The organism is Actinoplanes ianthinogenes (genome assembly GCF_018324205.1).
Taxonomy (GTDB): domain Bacteria; phylum Actinomycetota; class Actinomycetes; order Mycobacteriales; family Micromonosporaceae; genus Actinoplanes; species Actinoplanes ianthinogenes.
The window spans coordinates 7180981-7202358 of the sequence record NZ_AP023356.1 but is presented as its reverse complement, the minus strand read 5'-3'; the positions used below and the strand labels follow the sequence as shown (position 1 = coordinate 7202358).

At 76.6% G+C, this 21378-nt stretch carries 7 protein-coding genes; all 7 read left to right on the top strand.

Annotated elements, in window-relative coordinates; genetic code table 11:
• Positions 1–34: 34 nt before the first annotated feature.
• Genes Aiant_RS32710 through Aiant_RS46675 form a run of 7 tightly spaced genes read left to right on the top strand, consistent with a single transcriptional unit; the run spans position 35 to position 21318 of the window.
• Complete coding sequence (locus Aiant_RS32710; RefSeq protein ID WP_189333508.1) at positions 35–895, top strand: DUF4132 domain-containing protein; 861 nt, start codon at positions 35–37, stop codon at positions 893–895.
• Complete coding sequence (locus Aiant_RS32705) at positions 892–5547, top strand: hypothetical protein (protein WP_189333509.1); 4656 nt, start codon at positions 892–894, stop codon at positions 5545–5547. The genes Aiant_RS32710 and Aiant_RS32705 overlap by 4 nt, the downstream gene beginning before the upstream one ends.
• On the top strand, positions 5544–8792 hold the full coding sequence (locus tag Aiant_RS32700; RefSeq protein WP_189333510.1) for a hypothetical protein: 3249 nt from the start codon (positions 5544–5546) through the stop codon (positions 8790–8792). Before Aiant_RS32705 ends, Aiant_RS32700 begins: the two co-directional genes overlap by 4 nt.
• A complete protein-coding gene (locus Aiant_RS32695; RefSeq protein ID WP_189333511.1) occupies positions 8789–13504 on the top strand; it encodes a serine/threonine-protein kinase in 4716 nt (1571 codons plus the stop codon). Before Aiant_RS32700 ends, Aiant_RS32695 begins: the two co-directional genes overlap by 4 nt.
• Positions 13501–14622: an ATP-binding protein gene (locus Aiant_RS32690; RefSeq protein ID WP_189333512.1), complete on the top strand. Its 1122-nt coding sequence runs from the start codon at positions 13501–13503 to the stop codon at positions 14620–14622. Before Aiant_RS32695 ends, Aiant_RS32690 begins: the two co-directional genes overlap by 4 nt.
• Complete coding sequence (locus Aiant_RS46060) at positions 14606–19102, top strand: DUF5682 family protein (protein ID WP_245006629.1); 4497 nt, start codon at positions 14606–14608, stop codon at positions 19100–19102. The genes Aiant_RS32690 and Aiant_RS46060 overlap by 17 nt, the downstream gene beginning before the upstream one ends.
• Positions 19099–21318: an SWIM zinc finger family protein gene (locus Aiant_RS46675; protein WP_189333514.1), complete on the top strand. Its 2220-nt coding sequence runs from the start codon at positions 19099–19101 to the stop codon at positions 21316–21318. The genes Aiant_RS46060 and Aiant_RS46675 overlap by 4 nt, the downstream gene beginning before the upstream one ends.
• Positions 21319–21378: the final 60 nt, after the last annotated feature.

The window sequence follows — 21378 nt, the reverse complement described above, 5'->3', positions numbered from 1 at the left end:
TCCGCCTCACGTTTCGGCGAGGGGGTTGGTGGCGATGGGTTGGGTTCCGGCGGGTGCCGGCTACGAGGTCAGCATCGACGGGCGCCGGGTGATCGCCCGGACGAGCGAGGGCAAGGCGTTGAAGAGCCTGCCCAAGGCGATCAAGGATCACGAGGCGGTGGCCGGTCTCCGGCAGCTGGTCGAGTGGCTCCAGCGGCACGAGGAGACCTGCCGGGCCGAGGTCGAGCGCTGGATGATCCGGTCGCTGCCGGTGCCGGTCGCGCTCATCGCGCAGGTGTGGGCCGACGAGGCGTGGCGGGCGGTGCTGCGGGACCTCGTGGTCGTCCCGGTCGGCGCCGACTCCCCCGCCGCGGCCCTGCTGCGCGACGCCGACCAGGACAAGGGCCTCGGCGTGGTCGACCTGGACGGCGAGTCGACCCGGATCACCACCGAGCAGGTGCTGATCCCGCACCCGGTGCGGCTGCCCGACCTGGACGACCTCCGGGAGTTCGCCGCCGACCTCGGCGTCGAGCAGGGCACCCTCCAGCTGTTCCGGGAGGTCTGGCACAAGCCGGCCGACCCGGCCGAGCAGCAGCGCGAGCTCCGGCGCTATGCCGATGCCGCGTTCAAGGAGCTGCGGCACGCGCAGACCCGGGCCACCTCGGCGGGCTACCGGGTGCAGGGCGGCACCGCCGTCTGCCGGATCTGGGAGGACGGCCGCAGCGTCGTCGCGTCGGTGTGGATCGGCGACGGCGACCCGGGTTACGAGACGGTGCTCTCCGAGCTCTCCTTCACCGACGCCGCCGGCGAGCAGCTGGCCATCGCCGACGTGCCGCCGGTCGCCTGGTCCGAGGGCCTGCGGATGGCCGCTCACCTGCACGCCGGCCGCGCGGTCGAGGAGGAGCAGGCCGCATGAGCGACGTCGAGGTGCTGACCGCCCGGGCGTACCGGCATCCGGTGCTCGGGGACCGCACCGTGGTGCGGCTGGTGGGAGCGAGCCTCGGCCAGGCCGAGGACCTGAGCATGGAGTTCCTCGGCTTCGCGGCGGCCGGCTCGGCCGACGTCGGCCACGGGGTGCGGCAGGCGCTGGGCTTCCCGGCCTGGGCGCTGATCCACGACCCGGCGAACGGGCGGCACGCCCTCGCCCTGGTCAAGGAGATGGAGAAGCTCGCCCGCACCGCCCGGAGCAAGCCGGGCACCGCGGTCGACGGCTATCGCGCGCTGGCCGAGCGGCTCGGCCTGGCCGCGCCGCAGTTCCTGCCGACGTTCTGGGAGCAGGCCGGACGCACGTTCCTGTCCGGGGACAACAAGCGGATGGCCGGCAGCTGCTTCACCGAGGCGCGGCGGGCCGAGCAGGTGCACGGGCTGGTCATCGACGAGGACCGGGTGCGGGAGGTGCACCTGGAGTTCGCGTTCGCCGGGGCGCTGACCGCCACGATGCTCACCGCGTACACCCGTGAGGTCGTCGACCGGCGGCCACCCGCAGAGGCGTATGAGCTGGTCAAGACCCTGTCGCTGCGACGGGTGGCGGGTGGGCTGCCGCCGCACTCGTCGATGGCGGCCGACCTGGCCCGGCTCGCCAGGGCCGCCGGGCTCGACGCCGAGCGGGAGGCCGACGAGGTGGCCGCCCGGCTGCTCGGCTACCCGGCGGTGGCCCGCTCCCACCCGTCGGTCTGGAAGGCGTATCGCAAGAGTCTGGTCCGGCTCGGCAAGCGCGACGCCGCCGCGCGAGCCCGGCTGTTGCAGATCATCCCGGACCCGCCGGGTTACGACACCGACCTCACCGACCAGTGGCTGGAGCTGCTCGAGGACTCCACCGCGGTCGCCGCCCTGACCGCCACCGGCCCCGCGGACGGCACCGCGGCCCGCTGGCTGGAGCGGTTGCTGGCCTCGCGCCGCTCCGGCTGGCGGCACCGGCGCTCCGCGCGACTGCTCGACCTGGTCGGCCGGATGCTGCCCCGGCTGGCCGCCGAGGGCGGTGTGCGGATCGCGAGCACCCCATGGCACGCCGACCTCGACGTCCTCGACGCGTGCCTGGCCGCCGGCGTGCCGATCACTTTCGGCCAGCCGGACACGATTCAGGACTTCTCGCTGGACGACTGGGCGCGCGACGACCGGCCGGGCCGCCGCGACCTGACCGCGGTCGCGGCCGACCCCCGGTGGCGCGCGGTGCTGGCCCGCAGCGTCCGGACCGCGATCGCCCGGCTGCGCGACGGCCGCTCGCTGACCGGCCCGGCGCTGCCCGACGAGACGCTGCGGCAGGCGTTCGGCGCGGCCGGCGTCCGTGACCTGCTGGTCGAGATGCTCACCGAGCGCACCACGCGGGCCGGTGACGGCACCATCGCCAGCCTCGACTACGACCTGACCGAGCTGGCCGCGCTCTGGTCGCCGGCCGGGATGGCGCTCGCCCCCGACGGCTTCCGCCGGCTGCTGACCGTCGACCTGCCGGCCCTGGTGACCCGCACCCTGCGAGCCGGCCTGCCGGTCGAGCTGGCCTGGCCGGACTATCAGGAGGCGGCGAAACAGAAGCACCGCGTCCAGTTCGGCGACGCCTGGCCGGAGCTCGTGGTGCACGACCACCATTCCGCGCACATCCTCACGCCGGGCGGCGGGGTCACCGAGCACGTGTTCCGGCTGCCCCGCACCGGGCAGCCGTTCCGCGACTGCGCGTGCCGGCTCGTCGACGGCGACCTGCTGGTCTCGGCGTGGAACTGGGAGACCAGCGGGTCGTACTGGTCGTCGCGCCCGGACGAGATCTTCGAGGGCGACCTGCGATTCACCCCGGCCCGCTGGGGCGTCGCGACGGTGCAGCTGCCGCTGCCCGGTGGTGGCGCCACCACCGGCACCCTGCCGATCCATCCGGGTGACCGGCACCGTCCCTCGACGCTGTACCCGCTGGCCACCGACGGGCAGGCGTTCTGGCGGTGCGAGCCGGCCGACGGCATGGCGTACGGCGACCGGTGGCAGTGGCGGGAGTTCGACCCGCGGACCGGCGACGCCGGCCGGGTCAGCGTGCCCGCGTTCCTCGCCTCCGGTGACCGGCCGCTGATCGCCGAGGTCTGCCACCTGCGCCCGGCTCCGGCCGGGTTCGCCGGGTCGCCGCTGGGCTGGCGCGACGGCATGGTGGGCTGGCGGGCCGAGGTCAGCGCCGCCGGTGACCAGACCGGCGAGGGCATCGACGGCCGCCGGGTCACCGTGCCGGAGCAGACCCTGATCCGATTCGGGCAGCACACCGGCACGACCCGGCTCAGCGGCGCGGTCCTGCTCCCCGGCGCGACCGACCCGCTGCCGGTCACCCGGCTGGCCGGCCACCCGCGCGGGCACCTCCAGATCTGGACCGCGGACGGCGGGCACCTGCTCGCCCAGATGTCCGACGGCACCTCCACGCTGCCGCCGCTGGCCTGGTGGCACGGGCTGCGGGCGCGCGACGCGGCCGGGTCGGCCGCGCTGCGGGCTCTGGACGAGCCGACCGCGGCCGCGTTGCTCGCCGTCGACGACGAGATCACCGTCACCGCCGACGTCAAAGCCGCCGTCGAGGCCAACGTCGCCGCCCACCTGCCCGCGGTCACCGACTCCACGCTGCGGGAACGCATCGTCGAGGTGGTGGCCCGGGCGGTCCGGATGCGCCGCCGGATCGCCGAGATCCCCGGGCACCTCACCGACCGGGCCGCCGCGCCCGCCCCGGCGCCGGCCGCCACCGACACCGCGCTGGAGGCGGCCTGGGCCGGCCTGTGCGGGTTCGACCGGGATCAGTATCACGGCTACGACCGCAGGCCGGAGATCCGCTACGACATCCTGACCCAGGTCGGCGCGCTGGGCACGATCCTGGCCGGCGCCCAGCCGGAGTCCCTGCCCGCGGTCCCGCCGAACTGGGCGCCGGTCCTGGCCGGGCTGGGCGCGCTCGCGGTGCGGGCGGCGTCGCCGGCCACCGGCGACGACGACCGGCAGGCGCTCGCCGCGTTCCTCGGCACGGTGGCCGGCACCCCGCTGGACGGCGGCACGCCACTGCGGGTGCTGGCGGTCACCCACCCGGGGAACACTCCGCCCGCGCCGGTCCACCGCGACGGCGGGCAGGTCACCGCACTGCTGCCGGTCGGCCAGCGGTACTACTTCCGGGTGGGCGACCAGGACGACCGGACGGTGGTCCAGATCGCCGCCGACGGCGCGTTCACCCCGCCCGCCGGGTGCACCGTCGAGCAGGAGCTGCGGCCCAGCGGGCGGCTGGCCGGCGAGCGGCTGACCGCGTTCCTGACCCTGCTCGCCGAGCGCGGGCCGGCGCCGTGGCGGCCGGCCGCCGCGGAGGCGCTGGCCGAGGCCGCCGGGATGACCCGGGCCGAGGCGGTCCTGCTGCTGGCCGGGCTGCCGTCGATCGCCTCCTGGGAGGCGAACTTCCTGACCGCCGGGCAACGCGCCACGCTGGGGCTGAGCGCCGCGCACGCCAAGGTGGCACACGCCGCCCTGCGCACGCTGACCGGGCCGCAACGGGTCGCTCTGATCGACGCGGCGATGCCCACCGACCCGGCGGCCCTGTGGACCGACGGGCCGGACGTGGCGTCGATCGCCCGGGAGTGGATCCGGATCCGCGGGCGGCGGGTGCCGGTGCCCGAGGACCTGGTCGCCGAGCTGGCCCGGGTCGTCGATCGGGACCTGGCGGCGAGCATCGTGCAGGCGATCGCCGAGCCGACGCCCGGCGACTGGCTGAGCAGCGACGGCCGGTTGCTGGCCGGGCAGGGCGCGCGGATGGGCGCCGACCACGGGGTGCCGTTCGACGGGCGCCACCTGAACGCCGCCGCGGTCGCCCTGCCCTGGCTGGCGTACAGGCTGGCCTGGGACGATCCGCTGCGGGCCACGCTGCCCGGGGCGCTGCGGCTGGTCCGCGAACGGCTGCGGCACCCGGACCTGCTGGTCGGGCACGGGTGGTTCCAGACCGGGCAGCGCCCGGACGCCGGGCCGGCCCTGGTCGAGGAGAACAACCACGCCACCTGGACGACCGTCTACGTCGCGCCGGCGAAACTGTCCGGGGCGGACGACCCGGCGCTCGGCTTCATCGACGAGCCGACCGCGGACGCCCTGCGGATCGTGCTGTCCGGCTGGATCGACGAGGCGCTGACCACCCCGGCCGGGGCGACCGGGGATCCGCACGATCCGCGGGTGAGCGTGCCGGAGCTGGTCGACCAGGTGCGCGAGCGGTTCGGGCTGGACACCGACGCCGCGGCGTACTACCTCCAGTTGCTCGCGCTGCCGGATCCGACGGACAAGGCCGTACCGAAATGGAACGGCTGGAAGACCGCGGCGCTGCGCCAGGCGCAGACCGCCCTGACCGAGGCGGGCCTGGTGGTGGCGGCCAAGCGGGAGCGGGCCGCCCGGCCGGTCTTCCTGCCCGGCGGCTGGCAGGCGGCCAAGGCCCCGCGGCTGCCGGTCGAGACCTGGAAACTGCCGCTCTATCGGGACCGCGGTCAGGTGCTGTTCGTCCCGCGGAGCCTGCCGGCGCTGTTCGCCGCGGCGTGGTCCCGGATCACCGCGGGCGACCTGCCCCGCTACCACGACCTGACGGAGCACACGCGATGACCGAGGCGCTGCTGGAGGCCGGGGCGATCCTGCCCGGCCCGCCGGCCGGCGACGGCGCGGACGCGATCACCGCCCGCGCCTACCGGCATCCGGCGCTGGACGGGCGGACCGTGGTGCGGCTGACCGGCGCCACCGTCGGCCCGGCCGAGGACCTGAGCATGGAGTTCCTCGGCTGCACCACGGCCGGGGCGATCACCGTCGGACACGGGCGGCGGCCGGCGCTCGGTTTCCCGGCCTGGGCGCTGGTGCATGCCCCGGCGCACGGCCGGCAGGCGCTGGCCCTGGTCAAGGACATGGAGCGGCTCGCCCGCACGGCCCGGCACAAGCCCGGCAACGCGCGCGACGGCTATGCGACGCTGGCGCGGCGGCTCGGGGCGGCCGCGCCGGAGCTGCTGCCGACGTTCTGGGAGCAGGCCGGGCGGGCGTTCCTGGCGGCCGACAACCCGCGGATGGCCGGGACCTGCTTCACCGAGGCGCGGCGGGCCGAGCAGGTGCACGGGCTGAGCGTCGACGAGGACCGGGTGCGTGACGTGCACGTGGAGTTCGCGCTGGCCGGTGGGCTGCCCGCGACGATGCTGACCGCGTACGCCCGGGAGGTCGCGGCACGGCGGCCGGCCGCGGAGGCGTACGAGCTGGTCAAGACACTCTCGCTGCGGCGGATCACGGGCGGGCTGCCGCCGCACGCCGGCCTGGTCTCCGACCTGGCGCGGCTCGCCAGGGCGGCCGGGCTGGACGCCGACCGGGAGACCGGCGAGGTGGTGGCGCTGCTGCTGGCCGCTCCGTCGACGCTCCGGTCGCACCCGGCGGTGTGGAAAGCCCTCCGCCCGGTGCTGATCCGCCTCGGCAAGCGGGACGCCGGGCTGCGGACCCGGCTGCTGGAGGTCCTGCCGGACCCGCCGGGCTGGCGGACCGACATGCGCGACCAGTGGCTGGAGCTGCTGGAGGCCACCGGGGCGGCCGACGACCTGGTCAGCGGGGACGCCGGCGTCCCGGCCGCCCGCTGGCTCGAGAGGTTCCTCGGCCTGAGCCACTATCACTCCGGCCGTGGCCGGCAGGCGGCGCTGCTCGGGCTGGTCGAGCGGCTGGCGCCCCGGCTGATCGCCGAGGGCGGCGCCACGCTGGCGCCCTACCCCTCCCTGGTCGACCTCGACGTCCTCGACGTCTGCGTGGCCGCGGGGGTGCCGGTCGACATCGGCGCCACCCGCGCGGATTTCGGATTCGCGATCGACGAGTGGGTGGCCGACACCGGCGCCGGCCGCCGTGACCTGGCCGCGGTCGTGGCCGACCCGGAGTTGCGGGCACGCCTGCTGCTCAGCCTGCGCCACGCGCTCGACCGGGCATACGATCCGCTCGACGCGACCGGCCTGCCCGCGCCCGTGCGCGGTCTGGTCCGCGAGCTGACCGGGTCGGACACGGCCGAACCGGAGCACTCGACGATCACCGACGAGGCGCTCACCACGGCGTGGGACGGACTCACCGGCTGGACCTGCGGGGGGCGCCAGAGCAGCCTGCTGTCCCAGGTGGCCGCGGTCGGCGCGATCCTGGCCGACCCGGACGCGGCCGAGCCGGGGCTGATCCCGCCGGTCGTCCCGGCCTGGGCGCCGCTGCTGGCCGGCCTCGGCGCGGTCGCGCTGCGGGCGGCGTCCCCGGCCACCCCGGACGCGGACCGGACCGCGCTGGCCGTGCTGCTCCACCTGATCTCCGGGACGCCGCTCGACGGGGGCGGGGCGCCGGTCCAGGTGCTGGAGGTGGGCGAGGAGCAGAGCATCGACACCCCGGTCCGGGGGATGCGGGACGGGGGACGGCTCACCGTGCTGTTCCCGTGCCACGGGTATGAGTACGAGGCGAGTCACTGCTGGTTGCGCGGTGCGGTCCAGCTGGCGCCGGACGGGGTGTTCACGCTGCCCGGCGGGCCCGGGCGGGAGGTGCGCGAGGCGTTCCGGCCCAGCGGGCGGCTCGGCGGCCGGCGGCTGGGGGCGTACCTCGAACTGCTCGACGAACGCGGTCCGGTCCCCTGGCGGCCGGAGGCGGCCACGGACCTGGCCGAGGCGACCGGGATGTCCCGGGCCCAGGCGATCCTGCTGCTCGCCGGGCTGCCCGGGATCGACCGGCGGGAGGCGGCGTTCCTGAGCGCCGGCCAGCGCACCCTGCTCGGCCTGACCGCCACCCAGGCCAGGGAGGCCCGGAGCGGCCTGCGCGACCTGAGCCACGCCCAGCGGGTCGCGCTGCTGGACGCGGCGATGCCGGCCGACCCGGCCGCCCTGTGGGAGCGGGGGCCCGACGTGGCCGCGATCGCCGCGGCCTGGCTCGCCATCCGGGGCCGCCGTGCCGCCGTGCCGGACGACCTGGTCGCCGGACTGGCCCGCCTCGTCGGCACGCCGCCGGCGGGTGAGCTGCTGCGGGTGATCGCGGCGCCGGGTCCCGGTGACTGGCTGACCACCGACGGGCTCTTCGACGAGGACCACCTGCGGGCCGCCGCGATCGCGCTCCCCTGGCTGGCCTACAACCTGACCTGGGACGACCCGCTGCGCGCCGCGCTGCCGGAGGCGCTGCGGCTGGTCCGCGAGCGGCTGCGCGACCCGGACCTGCGGGTCGGCCAGGCGTGGTACCGGCGGGAGCACCGCCCCGAAGCCGGTCCGGCGCTCCTCGTCGAGGAGGACAGCGGGCACGTCTCGGTCACCCTCGCGCCGGCGCGTCTGACCGGGCCGGACGACCCGGCGATCGGCATGGTCGGCAAAGACCTGGCGGTGGCGATCCGGATCCTGCTGTCCGGGCTGATCGAGCACGCGGTGACCACCCCGGAGGGCGCCGCCGGTGATCCCCGCGACCCGCGGGTCAGCCTGCCCGCGGTGGTCGACGAGGTGCGGCAGCGGCACGGGCTGGACGCCGGCGCGGCGGCGTACTACTTGCAGGTGCTCGCGCTGCCGGATCCGACGGACAAGGCGGTCCAGGGCTGGAACGGCTGGAAACCCGCCGAGCTGCGCCGGGCACAGCAGGCGCTGATCGACGCCGGGCTGGTGGTGGCCGGCAAACGGGAACGGGCCGGCCGGCCGGTGTTCCTGCCCGGTGCGTGGCGTCCGGCCCGGGCGCCGCACCGGCCGGTCGAGACCTGGAAGCTGCGAGGGCTGGCCGACCTGGACGGGACGCTGCTGGTGCTGACGTCGCTGCCCCGGCAGTTCGGCATGGCCTGGGCCCGCGTTCTGGACGGCGACGAGCCCCGCTACCACCTGGAGGCAAGCCGATGAGTGACGGGCTGCTGGAGGCCGGCGCGGTGCTGCCCGGCCCGGCGCCGGACGCCACGCGGGACACGGTGACCGCCCGCGCCTATCGACACCCGGCGCTGGACGGTCGCACGGTGGTGCGGCTGACCGGCGCCACCGTCGGGCCGGCCGAGGACCTGACCATGGAGTTCCTCGGGTTCGCCACGGGCGGCGCGGTCGAGGTCGGGCACGGTCCGCGGCAGGCGCTGGGGTTTCCGGCGTGGGCGCTGGTGCACGACCCGGCACACGGGCGGCACGCGCTCGTCCTGGTCCAGGAGATGGAGCGATTGCGCCGGACAGCCGGGCGGAAACCGGGCCTGGCCCTGGACGGCTACCGCGCGCTGGCCCAGCGGCTCGACGGCGCGGCACCGCAGTTGCTGCCGACCTTCTGGGAGCAGGCCGGGCGGGCCTTCCTGGCCGCCGACAACGCGCGGCCGGCCGGGACCTGCTTCACCGAGGCCCGGCGCGCCGAGCGGGTGCACGGCCTGGTGGTGGACGAGGAACGGCTCCGCGAGGTGCACCTGGAGTTCGCCTTCGCCGGGGCGCTGACCGCGGCCATGCTCACCGCGTACGCCCGGGAGGTGGCCGACCGGCAGCCCGGTCCGGAGGCGTACGAGCTGGTCAAGACGCTCGCGCTGCGCCGGGTCGCGGGCGGCCTGACCCCGCACTCGTCGATGGCGACCGACCTGTCCCGGCTGGCCAAAGCGGCCGGGCTGGACGCCGGCCGGGAAGCCGAGGAGGTGGTCGCCCGGCTGCTCACGTACCCGGCGGTGAGCCGGTCGCACCCGTCGGTGTGGAAGGCGTACCGGAAGGACCTGGTCCGTCTCGGGCGGCGCGACGCCACCGTCCGGTCCCGGTTGCTGGAGATCGTCCCGGACCCGCCGGGTCACCACCCCGACTTCACCGGGATCTGGCTCGACCTGCTGGAGGAGACCGGGGCGGCCGCCGACCTGGTCTCGCCCGAGCTCTCCGGGGTCTCGGCCGGCCGATGGCTGGAACGTCTGCTGGGTGGCCGCCGGATCCGGCGGCGCGACGTGCGGTTGCTGGGTCTGATCGAGCGGATGGGGCCCCGGCTGATCGCCGAGGGCGGCCTCACCGTCGCCGCCCAGCCGTGGAGCGTTGACCTGGACGTGCTCGACCTGTGCCGGGCCATGGGCGTGCCGGCCCGGATCGGCGGCCCGCACCGCGACGACGGTTTCGACGTCACCGCCTGGGCCCGGGACACCACGCCCGGCCGGCGCGACCTCGCCGCGATCGCGGCCGACCCGGAACTGCGGCCCCGGCTGCGACAGGGGGTGCGCCAGGCGATCCGGCAACTCCGCGACGGCAGCTCGCTGACCAGTCCGGCGCTTCCCGCTCGCACGCTGCGGGAGGCACTCGGCGCGGCCGGTGCCCGCGAGGTGCTCGTCGAGCTGATCGGCGAGCTCACCGCGCAGGCCGCCGACAGCACGGTGACCGAGTTGGAGGCCGGCCTCAGCGAGCTGGCCGCGCTCTGGTCCCCGGCCGGCATGGAGCTCGCCCCGGACGGGTTCGGCCGGCTGGCGGCGGTCGACATGCCGGCCGTGCTCGCCCGCACCCTGCGGGCCGGGCTGCCGGCCGAGCTCGCCTGGCCGGCCTACGAGCGGGCCACCGCGCGGCTCGCCGTCGTCAAGGCCGGGGACTCCTGGCCCGCGCTGGTGGTGCACGACGCGCAGCGGGCGCAGGTCGTCGGGCCGGACGGCACGATCAGCGAGCACGTGTTCCGCACGCCGGCCGTCGCCCACCACTCGTACGTGACGTGTGTTCTGGTGGACGACCAGTTGCTGGTGTCCTGGCAGTCGGTGGTCGACGGGGTCCGCGCCTACTGGTCGGCGCAGCCGGATGAGGTGTTCGAGGGCGAGCTGCGGATCGGACGGGGCCTGTGGAGCGTGCCGGCGGCGCCGCTGCCGCTGCCCCGCGGCGGGCTGACCACCGGCGCCCGGCCGTTGCACGCCGGCGATCTCCGGCTGCCCCCGGAGACGCTGCCACTGGCCTGGGACGGGGTGGCGTACTGGCGGTGTGAGCTGGTCGAGGGCGCCGACGGGAACGGGGAGTGGCGGTGGCGCGAGTTCGACCCGCGGACCGGTGACGGGGGCCGGTTCAGCGTGCCGGCGTTCTTCGCCGCGGCCGGTGACCGGCTCGTCCCGGAGGCCTGCCAGTGGCGGCCGGTGCCGGCCGAGTTCGCCGATTCGCCGCTGGGCGTCCGGGACGGGATGACCGGCTGGCGGACCGTCACCGACTCGGAGAACGGGCAGGCCGGGGAGGGGATCGACGGGCGCCGGGTGACTGTCGCCCGGCGCGCTCTGGCGCGGGGCCGCACCGGCGCGGGCGAGGAGACGCTGGTCGCGGCGGTGCTGCTGCCCGGCGCGGCGGCGCCGTTGCCGGTGACCCGGGTGCGCGACTACCGGCACGAGAGCCTGCGGTGGTGGACGGCCGACGGCGAGCACCTGCTCGCCGATCAGCCGGACACCACCGCCACCCTGCCTCCGCTGGCCTGGTGGCACGCGATGCGGGCGCGGGACGAGGCGGGCTCCGCCGCACTGCGCGCCCTCGATGAGACCACCGCGGCCGCGCTCCTGGCCGTGGACGACGCGGTGACCGGGACCATCGCGCTCCGGGAGGCGGTCGCCGCCAACCTCGCGGCTCACCTGCCGGCGGTCACCGCCGTCGTCTTGCGGGATCGGGTCGCCGAGGTGGTCACTCGTGCGATCCGGCTGCGTCGCCGCATCGCCACCGTCCCCGGCCACCTGACGCCCCCGGCAGCGCCGGCGACCGGCCCGGCGCCCGCGCCGACCGTGGCCGACGACGCGCTGCGCAAGGCTTGGGACGGGCTGGCCGGCTCGGAACGCACCTACTACAGCCACTCGGCGGCGGCCCGGCACCAGGTCCTGGAGCAGGTCGCCGGGGTCGCCGCCCTGCTCGCCGCGCCGGACACCACCGACCCCGCCGGTCTGCCCGCGGTCGGCGCGACCTGGCCGGGACTGCTCGGCGGACTCGGCGCGGTCGCGCTGCGGGCGGCGTCCCCGGTGACCGGTGCGGCCGATCGGGCGGCCCTGGTTGCCTTCCTCGGGGCGATCGCCGGGACACCGCTGGACGGGTCCGGGCCGCCGCTGCGGGTGCTGGAGGTGGTCGAGGAGCGGATGGAGGTCGCCCGGGTCGATGTCCATCGGGACGCCGGTCACCTGACGGTGCTCTTTCCACCCGGCCGGTACCAAGCCGCGCCCGGCGCCGGTCAGTGGCGGCGCGGCATGATCCAGGTCGCTCCGGACGGCGTGTTCTCACTGCCGGAGGGAGTGACCGTGCACGCCGAGGCACGGCCCACCGGGCGGCTCAGCGGCACCCGGCTGACCGCGTTCCTGGCTCTGCTCGCCGAGCGCGGACCCGTGCCGTGGCGGCCGGCCGCCGCCGAGGGCCTCGCCGCCGCGACCGGCATGGGCCGGGGCGAGGCGGTGCTGCTGCTCGCCGGCCTGCCCGGGATGGCCGCCGCGGACACCCCTTATCTGACCGCCGAGCAGCGCGCCACGCTGGGGATCAGCGCGGCCGTCGCCACCACCGGACGGGCCGGGCTGCGGGAGCTGAGCTTCGCGGAGCGGGTGGCGCTGCTCGACGCGGCCATGCCCGCCGATCCGGCGGATCTCTGGGAGCGCGGGCCGGAGGTGCCGGCGGTCGCGGGGAAGTGGATCGCGCTGCGGGGACGGCGGGCCGCCGTGCCGGACGAACTGGTCGCCGAGCTGGCCCGGGTGATCGACGCGTCGCGGGCGGCTGCCGTGCTGGCGGCGATCGCCGCGCCCGCACCCGGTGACTGGCTGAACACCGACGGGCGGACCGTCCTGGTGGACGCCTGGCGGTCGCGCACCGAGTCCGATCGGGGCGAGCCGTTCGAACACACCTACCTGCGCGACGCCGGGACCGCCCTGCCCTGGCTGGCCTACCGGCTGCCGTGGGGCGACCCGCTGCGCGCCGCGCTGCCCGAGGCGTTGCGGCTGGTCCGGGAGCGGCTGCGCAACCCGGACCTGCTGATCGGACAGGGACTGCACGAGCCGGGCCGGCTGCCCGACGTCGGCCCGGTACTGGTCGAGGGCCCCGCCTGGCAGGACCGGGTTTCGCATTTCCTGGCGCCGGCCCGGCTGTCCGGTCCCGACGATCCGGCGCTCGGTCACATCGGCGCGCCGAACGCGGTCGCCATCCGGATCCTGCTGTCCGACTGGATGGACCGGGCGGTCGGCACCCCGGACGGCGCGACCGGCGATCCGCACGACCCGCGGGTCAGCGTTCCGGGCCTGGTCGCCGAGGTGCGGGACCGCTTTGGTCTCGACGACGCCGCGGCGGCGTACTACCTCCAGGTGCTCGCGCTGCCGGACCCGGCCGACAAGGCCGTCCTCGGCTGGAACGGGTGGAGGACCGCCGCCCTGCGCGCGGCCCAGCAGGCGCTCACCACCGCCGGTCTGGTGGTCGCCGCCAAGCGCGCCCGCGCCGGGCGACCGGTCTTCCTGCCCGGCGGCTGGCAGGAGGAGCGGGCCCCGCGACTGCCGGTGGAGACCTGGAAGCAGAGCATGTACGCCGAGGCCGGGCACGTGCGGATCGTGCCGATGTCGTTGCCGGAGCTGTTCCGTACCGCCTGGGGCCGGGTCGTCGCCGGTGACCCGCCCCGTTACCACGACCTCCGGGAGAAGCCGTGACCGCGACCCGCCAGATCGACCCGCCCGAGCATCGGTACGCCGATGAGCTGGCCTTTCTCGCCGGCGCCGACGACGGTCCACGGCCGCCGGCGTGGCGGCTGACGCCGCGCTCGGTGGTCACCTTCATCGCCGGGTCCGGCGGGATGCCGGTCGACGGGCCGGGCGGCAAACGGGTGATCGAGCCGAAGTTCGTCGGGGAGCGGGCCCTGGTCGAGCGGTGCGTCGTCACCCTGGCCGGCGAGCGCGGGCTGCTGCTGGTCGGCGAGCCGGGCACCGCGAAGTCGATGCTGTCCGAGCTGCTGGCGGCGGCGATCTGCGGGACCAGCGCGCTGGCCGTGCAGGGCACTGCCGGCACCACCGAGGACCAGCTGCGGTACGGCTGGAACTACGCGTTGCTGCTCGCCCAGGGCCCGTCTCCGGAGTCGCTGGTGCCCTCGCCGGTGCTGACCGCGATGACCACCGGCGCGGTGGCCCGGGTCGAGGAGATCACCCGGTGCCTGCCGGAGGTCCAGGACGCCCTGGTGTCGATCATGTCGGAGCGGCGGATCAGCGTGCCGGAGCTGGCCGGGCAGGACGGGGCGGTCGGGTACGCCGTGCCCGGGTTCTGCCTGATCGCCACGGCCAACCTGCGCGACCGCGGGGTGTCCGAGATGTCGGCGGCGCTCAAGCGGCGGTTCAACTTCGAGGTGGTGCCGCCGATCGCCGACCTGGACGCGGAGGTCGCCCTGGTCACCCGGCAGGCGCGGGCCTCGGTGGAGCGGGGCGGCGCCCGGTTCGCGGTGGACGAGGCGGTGCTGGAGACGCTGGTCACCGCGTTCCGGGACCTGCGGACCGGGCGGAGCGCCGAGGGGTGGGCGGTGGAGCGGCCGTCGTCGGTGATGAGCACGGCCGAGGCGGTGGCGGTGGCGGCGTCGATCGGGCTGGCGGCGGCGTACCTGCCCGGTCCGGATCCGTTGTCGCTGCTGCCCGGTCACCTGCTCGGGGTGGTGCGGAAGGACGACCCGGCGGATGCGGGGCGGTTGCTGGCGTACTGGGACGGCGCGCTGCGGCGGCGGGCCGAGGCCGGTTCGCGGATGTGGCGCCAGCTGTGGGAACACCGCGATGTCCTCCAGGACTGAACCGGGCCCGCGGGAGGCGGTCGACGGGCTCGCCGGGGACGGGCGGGTCCAGCTGATCGGCGTGCGCCACCACTCGCCGGTGCTGGCCGCGGCGGTGCCGGCCCTGCTCGACGCGTTCCGGCCGGCGACGGTGCTGGTCGAGCTGCCCGCCGAGATGCAGTCGTGGATCACGTGGCTGGCCGATCCGGGCACCGTCGCGCCGGTGGCGCTCGCGGCGGCCGGGACGGACGGGGCTCTCGCGTTCTACCCGTTCGCCGACTTCAGCCCGGAGCTGGCCGCGGTTCGCTGGGCGCGGGCCCACGACGTGCCGGTGGTCTGCGGGGACCTGCCGCTGACCGATCCGGGCTGGGCGGCCGGCCGGCGGGTGACCGCGACCGCGGACGGTTCGGGGCCCGGGCTCGGCGCGGCGGTGCACGCCACGGTGTCCGGGCGGGCCGGGGACGACCTGTGGGACCGGTGGATCGAGGCGGCGGCGCCGGGCAGTTCGCCGGAGGCGGTGCGGCGGGCGGCGCTGGCGGCCGGGTGGGCGCTGCGACAGGACGCCGGGCGGGACGGGATCGACCCCGTTGACCTGCGGCGGGAGGCTTGGATGCGGGCGGTGCTGGGGCGTACCGGAGGAAGGGTTGCCGCGGTGATCGGCGCCTTCCACGCGCCCGCCCTCCTCGACCCGTCGCTTCCGCTCGCCGGCGAGCCGGCGATCCGCGGGCCGGAGCCGGTGGTGTCGCTGGTGCCCTACACCTTCGACCTGCTCGACGCCCGGTCCGGGTATCCGGCCGGGATCCGGGATCCGCGCTGGCAGCAGGCGGTGTTCGAGGGTGGCGCCGCGCCGGGGCGGGTCCGGGCGGCGGCGGACCGGTTCGCCGTCGAGGTGACCCGGGCGCTGCGCGAGCGGAAACAGCCGGCCGGGCCGGGCGAGGCGGCCGAGGTGGCCCGGCTGGCCGGCGACCTGGCCGGGTTGCGCGGGCTGCCCGCACCCGGGCGCGGCGAGCTGGTCGAGGCGTTGCAGACGGTGCTGGCCCAGGGCTCGCCGACCGGCGCCGGCCGCACCGTGGCGCAGGCCATGGCGGACGTGCTGATCGGCCGGCGGCGTGGCCGTCTGCCCGCCGGAGCGCCGGTCACCGGGCTGCGCCCGGCCGTCGAACGGGAACTGGCCGCCCTGAAACTGCCCGGCCCCGGCGACCCGAGCCGGCGGATCCGGCTCGACCCACTGCGCTCCCCCACCGACCGTGCCCGTGAGCTGGCGATTCGCCGGCTGGCGGGGTGCGGCGCACCCTACGCCGAGGCGGGTCCGGCCGGGCCGGTCGCCGGTGGCGAGACGCTGACGACCACCTGGCAGGCGCGGTGGACGCCGAGCACCGACGCGGCGCTGGCCCTGGCCGGCCTGCACGGCGTCACCCTGGCCCAGGCGGCGGCGGGCATGCTGGCCGCGCGCCGCCGCCGGGAGGAACGGGCCGGTGGCCCGACCCCGGATCAGGCCCTGACGGGCCTGGCGGAAGCGGCGGCTTGCGGTCTGCCGGAGCTCGCTGTCGCACGGCTTTCCGACGTACGCCGAGCCGTCTGCCAGGGCGGCGCCATCCAGCAGATCATCGCGGCGGTGCACCTGCTCGGGCGGATCGAGCGGGGGCACGTCCCGGGCTTGACCGAGCCGCTCGACGGGCTGGTCCCGGCACGCGAGGAACTGCACGCGGCGGCGGTGGCGGCGGTCGACGGGCTCGCCGGTTCCGACCGCGTGGAGGATGCCCGGGCGTTGCTCGATCTCGTCCAGTCCGCGGACGAGGCGGGGCGGCGGCTGCGGCTCGGCCGGGCGGTCCGTGGCCTGGTCCGGGACGGGTCGCCGCTGATGAGCGGGGCGGCCAGTGCGGTCGGGGTGCTGCTCGACCACGAGACGGCGGAGGCGTTCGGCACGCGGCTGGCGTCGTGGGCCGACGCGCCGGACAAGCGGGCCGTCGACCGGCTGCGGGGCGCGCTCAGTGTCACGGGGGCGTTGTTGCAGGCGGGGGGCGACTTCCTGGATCCGCTGCTGGACACGGTGGAGCGGATGCCGGACGACGCGTTCGTGCGGCGGTTGCCGGGCTTGCGGGGCGGCTTCGACGTGCTGAGTCCGGGGGATCGGGACCGCCTCCTGCGGACGGTGGGCGAGCGGCACGGCACGGTCGACGATCGCCTGTCGGCGGACGCGGTCACTTTGGCGAGTTGGATCGCCGCCGATCGGGCGGGGCTGGCCGCGTTGGACGCCCTCGGGCTGGCTCCCGGCGCGCCGGCGCTCACTGGCGGCTCGTCGACCATCGCTGCCGCCGCGCCCGCGCTGACTCACGGCTCGCGCCCGCTCACTCCCGGCGCGGCCACCGGTCCTGCCGACGCAGCCGCCTCCACTGCCGGTCCGGTTGCACTCCCCACCGACGCCAGCCCCACTCCCGGCGCGGCCACCCACCCCACTGACACCAGCCCTGCTCCCGGTCCGGCTGCCCTCCCCACCGACGCCACCCCCACTCCCGGCGCAACCACCGACCGCGCCAACACCACCCCCACTCCCGGCCCAACCATCCACCCCACCGACGCCACCCCCACTCCCGGCGCGGCCACCCACCCGGCCAACACCGCCCCCACTCCCGGCGCGGCGACCCCCACTCCCGGCGTGGCCATCCACCCCGCCAACACCACCGCCACTCCCGGCGCGGCCACCCACCCCGCCAACACCGCCCCCACTCCCGGCGCGGCGACCCCCACTCCCGGCGTGGCCATCCACCCCGCCAACACCACCGCCACTCCCGGCGCGGCCACCCACCCCGCCAACACCGCCCCCACTCCCGGCGCGGCGACCCCCACTCCCGGCGTGGCCATCCACCCCGCCAACACCACCGCCACTCCCGGCGCGACCACCCACCCCGCCAACACCGCCCCCACTCCCGGCGCGGCCACCGACCCCACCGACACCGCCCCCGCTCCCGGCGCGGCCACCGACCTCACCGACACCACCGCCACTCCCGGCGCGGCCACCGACCCCACCGACACCGCCCCCGCTCCCGGCGCGGCCACCGACCCCACCGACACCGCCCCCGCTCCCGGCGCGGCCACCGACCCCACCGACACCACCGCCACTCCCGGCGCGGCCACCGACCCCACCGACACCGCCCCCGCTCCCGGCGCGGCCACCGACCCCACCGACACCGCCCCCGCTCCCGGCGCGGCCACCGACCCCACCGACACCACCGCCACTCCCGGCGCGGCCACCGACCCCACCGACACCGCCCCCGCTCCCGGCGCGGCCACCGACCCCACCGACACCGCCCCCGCTCCCGGCGCGGCCACCGACCTCACCGACACCGCCGCCACTCCCGGCGCGGCTGAGGGGGAACACGGTGGCGGGTGGGGGCGGATCTCGCCGGGGCAGCGGTGGCGGCTGTTGCTCGGGCGGGAGAGCGAGCACCTGGAGCCTGAGCAGCGCCGGATGGCCGCGGCGCTCGACGAGCTCTACGGGGCCGGGCGGGGCGAGGGCGCCTACACCGTGGACTCGGGCGGGGCGGCTGGTGGGGGGCGGGAGCGGGCGTACCCGGAAATCCGTGACTGGCTGGCGGACCTGGAGGATCTCTTCGGGACCGCGGTGCGGGACGAAGTGCTGGCCCGCGCCGCGGAACGCGGCCGGCTCGACGCCGTGCTCGCGGCGGACCCCGAGCAGGTCCGGCCCTCGATCGACCTGCTGCACGCGGTGCTGTCGATGGCCGGCGGCCTGCCGGAGGCCCGGCTGGCGAAGCTCCGGCCGCTGGTCGCCCGGCTCACCGCCGAGCTCACCGCACAGTTGGCGCGGCGGATCCGGCCCGCGCTGACCGGGCTCGGCACGCCCCGGCCGACCCGCCGGCCGTCCGGGCGCCTGGACCTGGCCGCCACCGTGCGGCAGAACCTGCACACGGTACGGACCGACCCGGCCGGGCGGCCGCGGATCATCCCGGACCGGCCGGTGTTCCGCAGCCCCGGGCGGCGCAATGTGGACTGGCAGGTGATCCTGCTGGTCGACGTCTCCGGGTCGATGGAGGAGTCGACCATCTGGGCGGCGCTCACCGCGTCGGTGCTGGCCGGGGTGCCGGCGTTGCGCACTCACTTCGTCACGTTCTCGACCGAGGTCATCGACCTGACCGACCGGGTCACCGACGCGCTGTCGCTGCTGCTGGAGATCAAGGTCGGCGGGGGCACGCACATCGCGGCCGGGCTGCGCTACGCCCGGCAGATCACCACCGTGCCGAGCCGGACCCTGGTGATCACGATCAGCGACTTCGAGGAGGGTTATCCGGTGGCCGATCTGCTCGGTGCCGCACGGGCCCTGGTCGACGACGGGGTGACGCTGCTCGGGTGCGCCAGCCTGAACGACAAGGGGCAGCCACGCTTCAGCACCGGAATCGCGTCGCAGCTGGTCGGCGCGGGGATGCCGGTGGCCGCACTGAGCCCGTCCGAGCTGGCCGGGTGGATCGGGGAGCGGGTCCGATGAGCCTGCCACCGGTCGATCCCCTGGTCACCGCCGAGGCGGTCGCGGCACTCCCGGCCCGCTTGCGCAAACGCCTCGACGAGGTGGTCCCGCAAGCCCTCGGCTGGCCGGTCTCGACCGAGAGCGGCGTGGTCACGGTCCGGCCCGACGACCAGACGACGGTGACGCTCACCGTGCCGGTCGCCGCGGCGGCGGACGCGACGTGCAGTTGCCTGCTGGCGCCCCGCTGCCTGCACCGCGCCGCCGTCCTCAGCGCCGCCCCGATCCACACCGACGCCCCACCGGAGGCGACAGCCCCACCGAAACCGACGACCCCAACAGAGCCGGGCCAAGCGAAACCGGGGGCCCCGGAAAAGCCCGCCCCAGCTGAAACGGCGGCCCCAGCGAAACCGGCGGCCCCGGGAGAGTCGGCGGCCCCCGCGAAACCCAGGACCCCACCAGAGCCAGCGACCCCAGCGAAACCCACGACCCCAAGAGAGCCGACGGTCCCGTCGAAGCCGACCGCCTCGGCGGAGCCGACCGCCTCGCCGGAACCGAACGCTCCACCGGAGCCGGAGCCGGAGCCGTCCCCCACTTCGACCAAGCCCTGCCTGACCGAGACAGGTGATACCGCCGAGCCAGTCATCCCGTCCGAGCCAAGCACCCCAGTCAGAGCAGACGACTCGACCGATGGTCCAAGGCCGGTCACCGAAGCCCAGGCCGCCGCGGCGCGGGAGCTGTGGTCGGCCGCGGCCGCGGTACTGGCCGGCGGCATCCCGGCCGCCGGCGCGCTCGTCCAGGCCGACCTGCTGCGAGCCGTCCACCAGGCCCGCGCGCTCGGCCTGCACGCCCCGGCGTCCGCCGCCGTCCGGGTCGTCGAGCGGCTGCGGTCCGGTCGGCGGGACGACCCGTCGTTCGGCCTGACCGACCTCACCGACGACCTGCTGGACCTGCTCACCGCCTGCCACCGGCTGACCCACGGCGCCGGCGACAGCGCCGCCGCGGGGACCGCCCGCCGGGACTACGAACCGGTCGGTGACCTGCGGCTGTACGGCCTCTTCTGCGAACCGGTACGGACCCTCACCGGGCACGCCGGGGCGGCGACCTACCTCGCCGACCGCACCGGACGGCTCTGGGTGGTCTCCGACGTCAAGCCGGCCGACAAACCGCCCACCGCGGCCGCGGTCCGCACGTCGGTCGATCTCGGCGAGGTCCGGCTCAGCCATCACGCCTTGGCCCGGGCCGGGCTGCTGGCGAGCAACGCACACGCCTCGCCGACCGGCCGGCTCAGCCACGGCCGGGCCCGGCAGGCGGTGTCCGCGGCCGGAGCGGGATGGTTCGAGGCACCGCTGACCGCCCTCTGGGAGGTGAGTCCCGGCGCCCAGGCGGACCGCTGGCTGGAAGCCGCGGCACTCCCGGCGCAGGACCGGCCCGCGCCGCACGACCTGGCCTTCCTCGACGGCGTCATCCTCGGGGCCACCCGCCACGGCCTGCTGCTCGCCGACGACCGGCACCGCCTGACCGTCACGGTCTCCGCCGTCCACGAGGACCCGTCACTGCCCTATGTCTCCAACCTCCGCCTGCTCGCCACCCACGCGACCGGTCAGCGGATCCGCCTGATCGGCCGCTTCACCGGGCCACGCCGAGTGGATGGCGTGGCCTTCGCCGCCCACTGGCTCCCCACGGCCCATGGCGGCCACGTCGACCTCGGCGCCACCGTCCTCACCCGGGCCGATCTCCCCCACCGTGACCCGCCTGCTCCCGCCGGACCAATCGCCCCCGCCGGTCCGATCGCCGCCGAGGGACCAATCGCCCCCACCGGACCGGTCGCCCCCGCCGGACCGCTCACCCCCGCCGGACCGCTCACCCCAGCCGGACCGGTCATCCCCGCCGAGCCGGTCGCCCTGGCCGGATCGACCGCCCTCGACCACCAACCGGCGGCGCCACCCCTGCACCTGCTGCGGCACCAGGTCGAACGGGTCGTCGCCGCCGGCCGGGCCGCTCTCCTGACCGGTGTCGGCACCGACGCCCGCCGGCTGAGCGCCGCGCATCTCGACATCGCGAGCGCCGTCCTCCGCGAGCTCGGTCACGCGGGCGTCCGGCGTACCCGAGATGTCTTCGGCCGCCTCGACCCGCACGACGCGCACCGCCTCGCGCGGGCCTGGCTCACCGCGGCGGTCTTCGAGCGGGCCGCCGCGCGCGCGGCGGCCCGCCGGGCCTGGGCCGGATCTGAAGTGTGACCGAACTTGTGTTGACACAAAACCGGGACGCCGCCACTCTTGTGTCAAGCGATTGACACA

What these genes read in the sequence shown, in the direction of transcription:
- Aiant_RS46675 (WP_189333514.1), top strand. Translation starts at nt 19,099, where the DNA reads ATGAGCCTGCCACCGGTCGATCCCCTGGTCACCGCCGAGGCGGTCGCG.
- Aiant_RS32705 (WP_189333509.1), top strand. Translation starts at nt 892, where the DNA reads ATGAGCGACGTCGAGGTGCTGACCGCCCGGGCGTACCGGCATCCGGTG.
- Aiant_RS46060 (WP_245006629.1), top strand. Translation starts at nt 14,606, where the DNA reads ATGTCCTCCAGGACTGAACCGGGCCCGCGGGAGGCGGTCGACGGGCTC.
- Aiant_RS32710 (WP_189333508.1), top strand. Translation starts at nt 35, where the DNA reads ATGGGTTGGGTTCCGGCGGGTGCCGGCTACGAGGTCAGCATCGACGGG.
- Aiant_RS32700 (WP_189333510.1), top strand. Translation starts at nt 5,544, where the DNA reads ATGACCGAGGCGCTGCTGGAGGCCGGGGCGATCCTGCCCGGCCCGCCG.
- Aiant_RS32695 (WP_189333511.1), top strand. Translation starts at nt 8,789, where the DNA reads ATGAGTGACGGGCTGCTGGAGGCCGGCGCGGTGCTGCCCGGCCCGGCG.